General features: G+C 70.4%; 11 protein-coding genes. 9 read left to right on the top strand and 2 right to left on the bottom strand.

Annotation, left to right across the window (positions count from 1 at the left end; all coding sequences use genetic code 11):
* Window positions 1–428: 428 nt before the first annotated feature.
* The 9 genes from OHT77_RS39135 (at window position 429) to OHT77_RS39095 (ending at window position 9705) form a co-directional block, all read left to right on the top strand.
* The gene (locus tag OHT77_RS39135) at window positions 429–1793 is read left to right on the top strand and encodes an MFS transporter (RefSeq protein ID WP_328834456.1); all 1365 of its coding nucleotides are present in this window, start codon (window positions 429–431) and stop codon (window positions 1791–1793) included.
* A 169-nt stretch (window positions 1794–1962) separates the two neighbouring features.
* Window positions 1963–2778, top strand: coding sequence for an SAM-dependent methyltransferase (locus OHT77_RS39130; RefSeq protein WP_328833087.1), 816 nt, complete (start codon window positions 1963–1965; stop codon window positions 2776–2778).
* Window positions 2779–3016: 238 nt separating this feature from the next.
* A complete protein-coding gene (locus tag OHT77_RS39125) occupies window positions 3017–3208 on the top strand; it encodes a hypothetical protein (protein WP_328833086.1) in 192 nt (63 codons plus the stop codon).
* A gap of 286 nt (window positions 3209–3494) precedes the next feature.
* On the top strand, window positions 3495–4586 hold the full coding sequence (locus OHT77_RS39120; protein ID WP_328833084.1) for a sugar ABC transporter substrate-binding protein: 1092 nt from the start codon (window positions 3495–3497) through the stop codon (window positions 4584–4586).
* 86 nt (window positions 4587–4672) lie between these two features.
* On the top strand, window positions 4673–5767 hold the full coding sequence (locus tag OHT77_RS39115; RefSeq protein ID WP_328833083.1) for a mandelate racemase/muconate lactonizing enzyme family protein: 1095 nt from the start codon (window positions 4673–4675) through the stop codon (window positions 5765–5767).
* Window positions 5764–6822: an ABC transporter permease gene (locus OHT77_RS39110; RefSeq protein WP_328833082.1), complete on the top strand. Its 1059-nt coding sequence runs from the start codon at window positions 5764–5766 to the stop codon at window positions 6820–6822. Before OHT77_RS39115 ends, OHT77_RS39110 begins: the two co-directional genes overlap by 4 nt.
* The gene (locus tag OHT77_RS39105) at window positions 6819–7862 is read left to right on the top strand and encodes an ABC transporter permease (RefSeq protein ID WP_328833081.1); all 1044 of its coding nucleotides are present in this window, start codon (window positions 6819–6821) and stop codon (window positions 7860–7862) included. Before OHT77_RS39110 ends, OHT77_RS39105 begins: the two co-directional genes overlap by 4 nt.
* Entirely contained in the window at window positions 7859–9385 is a 1527-nt protein-coding gene (locus OHT77_RS39100; RefSeq protein ID WP_328833080.1) for a sugar ABC transporter ATP-binding protein, read from the top strand. The genes OHT77_RS39105 and OHT77_RS39100 overlap by 4 nt, the downstream gene beginning before the upstream one ends.
* The gene (locus OHT77_RS39095) at window positions 9382–9705 is read left to right on the top strand and encodes an L-rhamnose mutarotase (protein WP_328833078.1); all 324 of its coding nucleotides are present in this window, start codon (window positions 9382–9384) and stop codon (window positions 9703–9705) included. The genes OHT77_RS39100 and OHT77_RS39095 overlap by 4 nt, the downstream gene beginning before the upstream one ends.
* 40 nt (window positions 9706–9745) lie before the next feature.
* Here the strand turns inward: OHT77_RS39095 and OHT77_RS39090 are convergent, their stop codons facing one another.
* Together OHT77_RS39090 and OHT77_RS39085 are read right to left on the bottom strand one after the other, a co-directional pair.
* Window positions 9746–10468, bottom strand: a complete 723-nt coding sequence (locus OHT77_RS39090; protein WP_328833077.1) for a GntR family transcriptional regulator — start codon at window positions 10466–10468, stop codon at window positions 9746–9748.
* Between the two features lie 84 nt (window positions 10469–10552).
* On the bottom strand, window positions 10553–12133 hold the full coding sequence (locus tag OHT77_RS39085) for an MFS transporter (protein WP_328833076.1): 1581 nt from the start codon (window positions 12131–12133) through the stop codon (window positions 10553–10555).
* Window positions 12134–12544 lie beyond the last annotated feature (411 nt).

Below are 12544 nucleotides of genomic sequence, written 5' to 3'. Positions count from 1 at the left end.
GACCCCGACCCCGGCTCCAACTCGGGCTCCGAGCCGACCTCGACCTCAGCTCCGGCTCCGCCCCCACATCACCACCACTGCCGCACGTAGTCCGACGCGATCCCGAGCAGCGTCCTACGACCATCCCCGGATCGGACTCGCACCCCGACCGGACCCCAACGCGGCAGCCTCCGCACCCAGGCCGAGCCCGCACGGCCCACACCGGACCACCCTGCACCCCCAGCACCCCCAGCACCCCCAGCACCCCTACACCCCCAGCGTCAGCCACCAAACACAGCGAGTGACACAGCGGGGGGAGAAAGCAACCCCGAGCCCACCCCCACCCAACACCCTGGCGCAGCCCACCCCCCGGCGCCCTTGTCCCCGCCCCCTCACCCCCCTAGCCTGAGTTTGTGCCGCAAATAAACAAACCCCGAACGCACAACGTCGTGCCGGGCGCCCTCACCGACCTCACCCGACTCCGGATCACCCTCACCGCGTTCTTCGCCCTGGACGGCTTCATCTTCGCCGGGTGGGTCGTCCGCATCCCCGCCATCAAGGAACAGACCGGCGCCTCCGCCAGCACCCTCGGCCTCGCCCTGCTCGGTGTCTCCGCCGGCGCGGTCATCACCATGATGCTCACCGGCCGCCTCTGCCACCGCTACGGCAACCACCAAGTCACCGTCGTCTGCGCCGTGTTGCTCTCACTCAGCGTCTCCCTCCCCCCGCTCACCCACTCCGCGCTCACCCTCGGCCTCGTCCTCCTGGTCTTCGGCGCGGCCTACGGCGGGATCAACGTCGCGTTCAACAGCGCGGCGGTCGACCTGGTCAGGGCCATGCGGCGGCCCATCATGCCCAGCTTCCACGCCGCGTTCAGCCTGGGCGGCATGGTCGGCGCCGGGCTCGGCGGACTGGTCGCGGGGGCCCTCACCCCGACCCAGCACCTGTTCGGCCTGACCCTGATCGGCCTGCTCGTCACCGCGCTGGTCGGCCGCAGCCTGCTGCGCCAGAAGCCCCCGGCATTCCCCGACGACGTACCGAAGGACTCACCGAAGGACTCGAACGACTCTCCGCAGGGTTCGCCGAAGCACTCACCGACGGACTCGCTCAAGGGCTCGTCGCAGCGCGAGCCGGAGGGCTCACCACATCGCTCATCAGATCGCTCACCAGAGGACTCACCACACCCCTCGCCGACAGGCCCACCGGACCAAACACCGAGGCACTCGCCCTCACCGAACACCCCTCCCCCACCCCGCCGCCTCAACACCCGCACCCGAGGCCTCGTCTTCACCTTCGGCCTGATCGCCCTCTGCACCGCCTTCGGCGAAGGCGCCCTCGCCGACTGGAGCGCCCTGCACCTGGAACAGGACCTCGACGCCACCGCCGGAGCCGCCGCCATCGGCTACTCCTGCTTCGCGCTCGCCATGACCGTCGGCCGGCTCTCCGGCACCCGGCTCCTCGAACGCCTGGGCCGCACCCGCACCCTCGTGTCCGGCGGCACGACCGCCGCAGCCGGGATGCTGCTCGGCGCCCTCGCACCCTCCCTCTGGCTCGCCGTCCTCGGCTTCGTGATCACCGGGCTCGGCCTCGCCAACCTCTTCCCCGTCGCCGTCGAACGCGCCGGCACCCTCGCAGGCCCCGACGGTGTCGCCATCGCCTCCACCCTCGGCTACGGCGGCATGCTCCTGGGGCCGCCCGCCATCGGCTTCATGGCCGACTGGTACTCCCTCCCCGCCGCCCTCACCAGCGTGGCCGTCCTGGCCGCCGTCGCGGCCGGCATCGGCTTCCTCACCCGACACGTGTCAGAGGGCTGATTACACGTCACCAAGGGCGGCGAACAAGCCAACACCCCTGCGTTACATGGTCAGTTGGGGCCGAGGAGGCGCATGATCCGAACCGCTGGGTAATAACGTGGTTGCCCACGACCGGAGTTCGACGGTTCCGTGGCCCTCGCCGCGCACGCACGCACGCACAGGAGCGTCCATGACCGAAGAGGCCCCCCACTCCGCGCCGGACCCGCTCGCCAGGTTCGACACGACCGTGCCGCAGTCCGCCCGGATCTGGAACTACTGGCTGGGCGGCAAGGACAACTACGAGGTGGACCGCGCCGCCGGTGACGCGTTCCGCGAGATCTTCCCCGGCATCGAGACCGGCGCCCGCGCCGCCCGCTACTTCCTCGCCCGCGCCGTCCGTCACCTGGCCGGCGAGGAGGGCGTCCGGCAGTTCCTGGACATCGGCACCGGCCTGCCCAGCGTGGACAACACCCATGAGATCGCCCAGCGCGTGGCCCCCGAGTGCCGCATCGTCTACGTCGACAACGACCCGCTGGTCCTGGCCCACGCCCGCGCCCTGCTCACCAGCTCCCCGGAGGGCGTCACCCATTACGTCGACGCCGACCTCCGCGACCCGGACACCATCGTGCGCGAGGCCGCCGGCACCCTCGACCTCGACCAGCCCGTCGCCCTCATGCTGATGGGAATCCTGGGCCACATCGAGGACTACGACGAGGCGCGCGAGATCGTACGCCGTCTCATGGCCGCCCTCCCCGCAGGCAGCTACCTCGTCCAGTACGACAGCACCGACACCAGCAAGGCCTACGTCGACGCCATCCGCCAGTACAACGAGGGCGGCTCGATCCCGTACATCCTCCGCACCCCCGAACAGATAGCAGGCTTCTTCGAGAACCTGGAACTCCTCCCCCCAGGCGTGACCTCCTGCTCCCGCTGGCGCCCCGACGAGAGCGCGTGGGGCCTACCGGCGGAGGTCCACCAGTACGGCGGAGTCGCCCTCAAGCGCTAACCCCTGCAGGGCAGTTGAGGTCACCGAACGGACTCTCATCCAACCCGCGACGCAAAGCGCGGCCGACCGCGCCGAGGAACAAAGACGAGCCGCGGCGCTGGCCGCGGAGCGGCGTGCGGAGCGGATCAGGACCGTGTTGGAGTTCGTCCGGTTCACGCTGGAGGCCGAGAGCGTGGCGCATGCGCGGCCGTCCCGATGGGAGGTCGGTGACGAGTGGTAGCTGACCGCCAGGCCCGCGATGGACGGCCTGCGCATAGCCGAGCACGGCATCGGGTTGCTGTGCGCTCCCCGCCTTCACGCACCGGCAACCGCCTATGCCCGCGCGCTGAATCAGGCGGTGTGGCAGGAGCGCGCCGGGGAGAGCCCGGCCGACCACCTGGAACCCTTCAAAGCGGAGTTCCTCGGCGCCGCCCGCCGCAGCCTGAGCTGACGACGAAGGTCGCAGACACTCGGCGCGGGCTCGCTGCCGGCGCTAGAGCAGGTCGCACGGCCGACACCCGGCCCGTTGCCGCCAACCCGACACCCAGGACCATTTCCTATATGATTCCCCGCCCAGCCGGGGCGCCTGCGCAGCGCGGTCACAGCACCCACGGGTGCACATAACGCGCACTCAGCACCCCTTTCCTGCCACAACCCTTGACGCGCCCCCATTCCTCCCTCACGATCGCCGCATCGATTTCCTATCTGATTCCGATGCGAATCCGCAGGGGTGGGTCATGCGCTTCCCAACCAGATCTGTCCTGCCCGGAGTTGTCGCGGCCGTGTTGCTGGCCTCGGGAACCGCGGCCTGTACCTACCGCAACTCCGTTGCGCAGTCCGGCAGTCAGGCCGCGCCGGCCGGGCGCACGGGTGCGGGGGCCGACCTCGTGGACGGTTCGAAGACCAAGGTCGCTCTCGTGCCGGGCGGCGCGCACCCGTACTTCCAGCCCTGGAAGACCGCGGGCGCGGCAGCGAAGAAGACGTACGGTCTCGGAGACGTCGCCTTCGACGAGACGGCGGAGTGGGACCAGCAGAAGCAGAACAACCTGCTGTCGACCCTCGCGGCGCGCGGCTACAACGCGTTCGGGGTGTTCGGCGTCTCCCCCACCGACGTCAACTCGACCTTCGCGGACCTCACGTCGCAGGGTTTCCCGGTGGCTTCGCTGGGTTCGTGCCCCGCGGGCGACAAGGACGAGGCCGACTTCTGTCTCTCCACGGACGTCCAACTCGCCGCGTACAAAGCCGCGAAGGCCGCGATCGACGCCATGGGCGGCAAGGGCACCCTGGTCCATCTCACCGGCAACAACGTGGATGCCAATACCCAGTTGAGGATCAAGGGCGTCGCCCAGGCCGTGAAGGAGTCCGGCGGCAAGGTCAAGCTCCTGCAGACCATCACCGACATCGACACGGACCTGCAGACCGCGCAGAAGGCGGTGTCCGACCTGATGGCGGCGAAGGGCAGCCAGATCACGGGCATCGTCGCCACCGCGTACAACCCGGCCGTCGCCGCGGCCGACGTCGTCAAGTCGTCCGGGTCGAAGGCGAAGGTCATCGCCATCGACGACGACGCCAAGATCCTCAGCGGCATCAGGCAGGGCACGGTCACCGCCACCGTGGTCCAGAACCCGGTCGGGCAGGCCGAGATCGGGATCTGGGCGCTGGCGCTGCTCCAGACGAAGCAGTGCACGGTGCGTTCACCCGGCGTGGAGGTCGACTCGGGTTCGTTCGTCGTGACCAAGGCGAACGTCTCCGGCTACGACAAGGCGCGGCAGGCGAAGACCGCCCAGCTGAAGCAGCAGTTCACCGACAAGATCCTCTCCTGCGGCTGACGCCCGACCACCCCCGGCGGCCAAGCACCGCCACCCACCCGGCACCGCCGATCTCCAACTCCCCCGACAGAAACCGGATTTGCTGAATGAGCAGCAGCATCATCACGGCCGCCACCGCGAGGCTGGTCGACATCGCCGTCGAGCAGGACCGTACCGACGCGGTGCAGTCGTTCGTGAAACAGGAGACGGTCCTGGTCGACCTCGAGACGGCGGAGGGCCGCACGGGAACCGGCTACGCGTACACGATCGGCACCGGCGGCAGCTCCGTACTCGCCCTGCTGCGCGACCACTTGCTGCCCGCGCTCGTGGGACAGGACGCCCGCAACGTCGAGGCGCTCTGGCAGCGGCTGTTCGCGCTGACCCGGGCGACCACCACCGGAGCCATCACCTCGCTCGCCCTCGCCGCCGTCGACACCGCCCTGTGGGACGTGCGGTGCAAGCGCGCGGGCGAACCCCTGTGGCGGCTGGCCGGCGGTCACCGCCAGGAGGTGCCGGTCTACGACACGGAGGGCGGCTGGCTGCATCTCAGCGCCGAGGAACTGGTCAAAAGCGCCCTGCGCGCCCAGGAGTCGGGCTGGGCGGGCGCCAAGATCAAGGTGGGCCGCCCGCACCCCGCCGAGGACGCGGAGCGCCTGCGCGCCGTACGCGAGGCCGTCGGCCCCTCCCTGCACATCATGACCGACGCCAACCAGTCCCAGTCGGCGTCCTCCGTCCTGCGGCTCGCGGCGGCGCTGGAGCCGTACGACCCGTACTGGCTGGAGGAGCCGCTTCCCGCCGACGACATCAGCGGCCACGCGCGGCTCGCGGCGGCGACCCGCATTCCCGTCGCCGTGGGCGAGTCGATGTACTCGCTGATGCAGTTCCGCAGTTATCTGGAGGCCGGTGCCGCGTCCGTCGTGCAGGTCGACGCCGCGCGGATCGGTGGCATCACCCCCTGGCTGAAGGTCGCGCACCTGGCCGAGAGCCACAACGTCATGGTCTGCCCGCACTTCCTGATGGAACTCCATGTGAGCCTCGCCGCCGCCGTACCGAACGGCCAATACGTCGAGTACATCCCACAGTTGAGGGCGGTCACCCGCACCGAACTGACCATCCGCGACGGGAAGGCCGTGGCCCCGGACGTCCCGGGCATCGGCATCGACTGGGACCCGGACGCGCTGGACGACCGGAGGGTGGCATGACGACCATCAGCCCACCCGACACCGTCCCGGAGGAGCGGACGGCGAGCCACCGCATGCCGTTCTGGGTCAACCAGCGACTCGGCCTGCTGGTCCTGGTCATCGCGCTCAGCGTGCTGTTCGGCGTGCTCCGACCGGCCTTCCTGGACCAGCAGTTGGTGCTCTTCCCGCTCCTCCGCGACGTCGCCACCCTCACCGTCGTCGCGCTCGCGCAGATGGTCGCCCTGTCCGTGGGCCACATGAACCTCGCCGTCGGCCGCATGGCCGCCTTCGGCGCGATGTTCGCGGGCCTCGGCTACGACCGTCTCGGCGTCCCCATGCAGGTCGGGCTGCTGATGTGCCTGGCCGCCGGGGCGGCGATCGGCGCGGTCACCGGCTGGCTCATCGCCCGTACCGGAGTCAGCTCCTTCGTCGTCACCCTGGCCATGGACTTCGCCCTGCTCGGCCTGGTCTCCCTCCTCTACTCGGCCCTCACCGACGACGCCGCCTTCACCACCCACCCGACCGGAATCGACCAACTGCGCTCCTACTCCCTCGCCGACATCTGCGCGGGCCCGGTCTGCGGCTCCCCGGCGGTCCCGCAGATAGCCCAGTTCACCGTCCTGGCGATGCTCGCCCTCGGCTTCCTCTACGGCTGCACGCGCATCGGCCGGGAGCTGCTGCTCACCGGCGCGAACCCGGCCGCCGCCGAGCTGTCCGGCATTCCCACCGGGCGCCGGGTGCTGCTCGCGCACACCCTGTCGGGGCTGCTCGCGGCGCTCGCCGGGTTCATGGCGGCGGGCACGGGTACGTTCCGTGCCTCCATCGGCGACGACTTCATGCTGCCGTCCTTTCTGGGCGCGGTACTTGGCGGCACCCTGCTCACCGGTGGGGTGGTGTCCGTGCTGGGCACGCTGCTCGGCACCGCCCTGGTCGGCGTGATCCGCAAGGGCCTCGACCTGCTCGGCGTGGGCCTGGAGAGCCTGAACATCTATCTCGGCTGTGTCCTCCTGCTGGCCCTGTCGGCCGACCGGATCCGCACGGTGGTGTCCTATCGCAAGGTGGTGCGTTCGACATGAACCGCTTGAACGTGACCCTGGGTCAGGGGAGTTGGGGCGGCGAGGCGCTGCGCCGGTTCTCCCGTTCCACGGCGGCGCTGCTGCTGTGCGTGGTGGTGGCGGGGTATCTGGCGCTGGGGGTCGCCTCGTCGGGCTCGTTCTTCGAGGGGCCCTCGGTGCGGGTCTTCCTCCAGTATCTGGCCACGCCCATTCTCATCGGGCTGGCCCAGATGGTGGCGCTGTGCGTGGGTCAACTCAACCTGGCCGTCGGGGCGTTGGTAGGCTTCACCGCCTGTCTGATGGGCGTCCTCATGGCCGATCACGGGATGCCCGCCGGACTCGCCGTGATCGTGGGCCTGTTGACGGCGACGGCCATCGGGCTGGCGACCGGTGTCGCCATCGTGGCGACGCAGATCAACGGGTTCATCGTCACCCTCGCGACGATGACGATCCTCCTGGGCGCGCAGTACCGGCTCACCGGCACCCGTACCGTCGACGGCTACTCGCGCACGCTGCGCGACTTCGGCACGGCGGCGCCACTGGACATCCCCCTGGTCTTCGTCACCGCGCTCGTCGCGGCGGCGCTGCTGGCGGCGTTCATGTACCGCACGGTCGCGGGCCGACGGCTCCTCGCGGCGGGCGGCAACCCGCTCGCGGCCCGCCTGTCCGGCATCTCCACCGACCGGCAGATCGTCGCCGCGCACACCCTGTCCGGGCTGCTGATCGGCGTGGCCGCGGTGACCGCCACGGCCTCACTGCCCGGCGTGAACCGCAGCGTCGGCGGCGACTGGCTGCTGCCGAGCTTCGCCGCGCCGATCATCGGGGGCGTGGCGCTCACCGGCGGTTCGATCGCCGTGCTGGGCACGGTACTTGCGGCCTTCGTGACCCGGCTGATCGACGCGGCACGGGCACAGTTCTCGCTGGACCCGAGCTGGGTGAACCTGCTGATCGGCCTGGTCGTGCTGGGCACGGTCGCCGGTGGCCGGCTGCACCAGACCCGCCTGGAGAAGGCCACGACGACCGACGGCGCCGTCCTGCCGCAGACCGGAGGTGCCCAGTGAGCGGCACGGTTCTCCTCGAATGCCACGACCTCGTCAAGGTCTTCCCCGGGGTGCGGGCGCTGGACGGCGTGGGGCTGCGGCTGACCGCCGGGTCCGTGCACGCGCTGCTCGGCGAGAACGGCGCCGGCAAGTCGACCCTCATCAAGGTCCTCACCGGCGTCCACTCCCCCGACGGCGGCGGCCTCACCCGGGACGGCCAACCGGTCCAGCTCCGCTCGCCGTTGGAGGCCACCCGCGCCGGCATCGGCGTCGTCCACCAGGAACGCAACCTGATCCCGGGCTTCTCGGTGGCGGAGAACATCACCCTGCAGAACCCGCCCTCGCACCGCGGCCTGGTCGACCGCGAGGCCATGACCGCACCGGCCGTCGCCTGCCTCGCGGAACTCGGCGTCGACCTCGACCCGCAGCAGCCGGTGCGTGAACTCTCCGTGGCGCAACAGCAGTTGGTGGAGATCGCCAAGGCCCTCTACACCGAGAGCCGGGTGCTCCTGCTCGACGAGCCCACCGCCTCCCTCTCCCCGCAGGAGACGGAACGCCTCTTCGAGGTGATCCGGCGCCTGGCGGCCCGGGGCGCCTGTGTCGTCTTCGTCAGCCACAAGCTGGAGGAGGTCTTCGCGGTCTGCGACACCGTCACCGTGCTGCGCGACGGCAGGTCGGTACTGGATTCGTCCCCCTTGGCCGAGCACACCCACGACGACATCGTCGGCCTGATGGTCGGCCGCGCCCACGCGGCGACGGAGATGCGCCCCCGCACGGTGGACCGCTCGGCCACCCCAACTCTCGTACTGGACAAGGTGTCCACGGCCGGCGGACACCGTGACATCAGCCTGGAGGTCCGCCCCGGCGAGATCGTCGGCCTGTACGGCCTGGTCGGCGCCGGGCGCAGCGAACTCGTCAAGGCGGTGCTCGGCCTCGACCGCATCACGGGCGGCGAGGTCCGGGTGCACGGCAGCCCCGTCCGCATCACGTCACCCCGCCAGGCCCTGCACGAGTTCGGCATCGGCTATGTCACCGAGAACCGCAAGGAGGAGGGCGTCTTCCTGGAGCAGCCCATCGTCCGCAACATCACGGTGACGGTGTGGAAGCGGCTCGCCAAGGCCCTCGGGTTCGTCTCCGCGCGCGAGGAGCGGGACGTCGCGCAGGACCTCGTGGACCGGCTCGGCATCCGTGTCTCGGGGCGCGGGCAGAACGCGGGCGAGCTCTCGGGCGGCAACCAGCAGAAGGTCAGCCTCGCCAAGTGGCTTGCCGCGGACACCAAGTTGCTCGTCATCGACGAGCCGACGGTCGGTGTCGACGTCCGCACCAAGCGCGCCTTCCACGAACTGATCTGGGACCTGGCCCGCGACGGCCTCCCCCTCCTCCTCATCAGCAGCGACCTCGCCGAGATGGTCACCCTCGCCGACCGCATCGTCGTCATGACCGACCACCGCATCCGCGGCGAGGTCGACAACGACCGCGACTACGACCGGATGAGCGGCCGGGTCATCCGCCTGATCCACGACCGTGACGCGGTGCGCTCGTGAGGCGCGTGGCCCAGGTGATCGCCGTACACCCCGAAAAGCTGCCCGCATACCAGGAGTTGCACCGGAACGTGCCCGAGCCGGTGCTCGACCGCATCCGGCGCAGCCACATCTCCAACTACTCGATCCATCTGCTGGGCGACCGCCTGTTCAGCTATTTCGAGTACCACGGCGACGATCTCGAGGCGGACCTGGCTCTGATGGCCGAGGACGAGGCCACCCGGCGGTGGTGGGAACTCACGGCCCCCTGCCAGGTGCCCGTTCCGGAGGCGGCGCCCGGCGAATGGTGGGCCACCGCGGAGCAGGTTTTCCTCATGGAGTGAGCGGGGGCGGGTCTCCAACTCCGGTTCCTGCGGCGGCCGTTCAGGACGCGGACGTCTCGCCGTCATCGAGCTGCCGCTCCAGGCTCCGCGTCAGGTGCTCGGTCATCGCCTCGGCCGCCCGCTCTGGATTGCGGCGCAGCACGGCTCGTACGATCCGCTCGTGCTCGGTGACGGTCGGGCCCTCGGCGCCGACCACCCTGCTGAGCCGGAAGATGTGCAGATGCGCGTGGAGCCGTTCCACCGCGTCCGCGAGCAGCGGGCGGTGCGCGGCCTGGCCGATCGCCTCGTGGAAGCGCTGGTCGAGGGCGGCGAAGTCGCGGTACGACGCGTACCGTCCGTCCGGGCTCGGGTGGGCCTGCATCTCCTCGACGATCCGCTCCAGGCCGTCGAGTTGGGACTCGGTGGCGTGCTCGGCGGCCAGCGCAGCCGCCCGGGGCTCCAACAGGAGCCGCATCTCGAAGAGTTCGTCGAGACCCTGGCGGGTGAGCAGCTGGGTGGCCCGGTATCCGGAGAGCGTCCGCTTGACCACCAGACCGTCGGACTCAAGCCGGGCGAGGGCTTCCCGTACGGGAGTCGGGGAGACCTTGAGGGTGCGGGCGAGTGCCTCGATGCCGACGCGGCCGCCGGGGGCGATCTCGTGGTCCATGACCATCGCCTTGATGCGCTCGTACACGCTGTCCGACAGCGCCTGCCGGACGGGCGGCACGCTCCGCTCCTCACCCTCGTCCGGGACCCCGGCCGCGGAAGGACTGTGCGGCGGCATCCCGGCTCCTCCTCAAGGCACTTCGCGTTTCCCTCAGTTTACCCAGGTAGACGGGTTGAGCGGGCCTCCCGGGAAACATCGCCGTCAGCCCGCCTCCGCGGGAACCGCCGCTCCCCCGCTCTTCTCGGCCAGGTCGAGACTGCTGCGCAGGCTGACCGGCTTCAGCAGGATCGCGGCGATCACCGCGAGGACGGCCGCGGCGGCGGAGAGCAGGAAGATCTGCGCGGTGGCATCGCCGTACGCGACCCGGATGATCTCCTGTACGGCGGCGGGCTGCCCGGAGACGTCCGTGGCGGCGCCCGTGGTCCGCAGCCCGGCCGAGACGAGTCCGTGGGCGATCTGGTCCTGGACGTGCCGGGCGAGCACGGCGCCGAGGACGGAGACCCCGATCGTGCCGCCGAGCGAGCGGAAGAACGACACCGTCGAGCTGGCCGCCCCGATGTCCTTCAACGGCACGGTGTTCTGCACGACGAGCACCAGATTCTGCAGCGTCATGCCGACGCCCATCCCGACACACAGCATCGCCACGCCGAGCAGCACCATGGACGTCCTGGAGTCGATCGTGCCGAGCACGGCGAACCCGGCGGTGAGCAGGACGGCGCCGGTGATGATGAACGGCTTGATCTTCCCGGTCCTGCTGATCAGCCGGCCCGCGACCGTCGAGGCGACGAGGATGCCGGCCATCATCGGGATCGTCAGCAGGCCCGCCTCGGTCGGACTGTGCCCCCGGCTGAGCTGGAAGTACTGGCTGAGGAACACGGCGGCCCCGAACATCGCCGTACCGACGGCCAGGCTCCCGACGATCGCGAGCGCGGTGGTCCGCTGCCGCACGATGCCCAGCGGTACGACGGGTTCGGCGGCCCGCGACTCCACCCGCACGGCCGCGCCGATCAGCAGCAACCCGCCGGCCACCATGACGGCGCTCTGCCAGGAGACCCAGCCGAAGGAGTTGTCGACGAACGACACCCACACCAGCAGCACGCTGACCCCCGAGGCGATGAGGGTCGCCCCCAGGTAGTCAATTCTGACGTTCTCACGCCGGAGGACGGGCAGGTTCAGCGTCCGCTGGAGCAGGAACAGTGCCACGGCGGCGATCGGTACGCCGATGAAGAAGCACCACCGCCAGCCCAGCCACGAGGTGTCGACGACGACCCCGCCGAGGAGCGGCCCGCCGATGGTCGACGTGGCGGTGACACTGCTCAAGTAGCCGCTGTAGCGGCCGCGTTCGCGGGGCGGGATCATCGCCGCGAGGGTGATCTGGACGAGCGCCTGCACACCGCCCACCCCGACACCCTGCAGCGCCCGTGAGGCGATGAGCTGCCCCGCGGTCCGGCTTGCCCCGGACGCCACGGCACCCAGCACGAAGACCGCGATGGACACCTGGACAAGGGTCTTCTTGCTGAACAGGTCGGCGAGCTTGCCCCAGATCGGCGTCGTCGCCGTGGTCGTGAGCAGGGTCGCGGTGACGACCCACGTGTACTGCGTCTGCGATCCGTGCACCGCCCCGATGATCTTCGGCAGCGCGCTGGAGACGACCGTACTGCTGAGCGTGGAGACGAACAGCGCGAGCAGCAGCCCGCTGAGCGCCTTCAGCACCTTCCGCCGATCGGCGGCCGACGCCCCCGCCGGACCCGACCCGTTCACGCCACTCACTGCCGCGCTCATACGACGGTCTCCAAGCCACCCGCTCGCCATACGCCACGTATAGCGAAGTCGGCTCACCATACATGGCGTATAGCGACGGGAAACAGAGCCGCTACGGGCCGATCCGCCCGGTCCGCCCGGACCCTCCGCGTCACGCCCCGATCCGCGCGCGGACGGGGAACTCGCCGAGGGCGTCCGGGCGTTGACCAAGAGGGGCGGCGACAACAACGTGATCGGCATCGCCCACCGGACCCCGGCTCCGTCCGCGGTCAGGATGCGGTGCCGCAGGTCGCGGCGCCGCGGGCCGGAACCGGCCCACGTGCCGCTGCGTCAACGCCTGGGAAACACCTGGCAGTTGAGGCCGGATGGACTCGGGTCGGGACGATCCGAGCCGCTAAGCTTCGCGCCGGAAGAGGGCGCAGTCTTCAAAGG

Source organism: Streptomyces sp. NBC_00252, assembly GCF_036187565.1.
Taxonomy (GTDB): Bacteria; Actinomycetota; Actinomycetes; order Streptomycetales; family Streptomycetaceae; genus Streptomyces.
This window is presented reverse-complemented; position numbering and strand designations above follow the sequence as displayed.

Coding starts and splice junctions, on each gene's coding strand:
- OHT77_RS39090 (WP_328833077.1), bottom strand. CDS start 10,468: ATGCCGCCGCACAGTCCTTCCGCGGCCGGGGTCCCGGACGAGGGTGAG.
- OHT77_RS39115 (WP_328833083.1), top strand. CDS start 4,673: ATGAGCAGCAGCATCATCACGGCCGCCACCGCGAGGCTGGTCGACATC.
- OHT77_RS39125 (WP_328833086.1), top strand. CDS start 3,017: ATGGACGGCCTGCGCATAGCCGAGCACGGCATCGGGTTGCTGTGCGCT.
- OHT77_RS39130 (WP_328833087.1), top strand. CDS start 1,963: ATGACCGAAGAGGCCCCCCACTCCGCGCCGGACCCGCTCGCCAGGTTC.
- OHT77_RS39105 (WP_328833081.1), top strand. CDS start 6,819: ATGAACCGCTTGAACGTGACCCTGGGTCAGGGGAGTTGGGGCGGCGAG.
- OHT77_RS39110 (WP_328833082.1), top strand. CDS start 5,764: ATGACGACCATCAGCCCACCCGACACCGTCCCGGAGGAGCGGACGGCG.
- OHT77_RS39085 (WP_328833076.1), bottom strand. CDS start 12,133: ATGAGCGCGGCAGTGAGTGGCGTGAACGGGTCGGGTCCGGCGGGGGCG.
- OHT77_RS39120 (WP_328833084.1), top strand. CDS start 3,495: ATGCGCTTCCCAACCAGATCTGTCCTGCCCGGAGTTGTCGCGGCCGTG.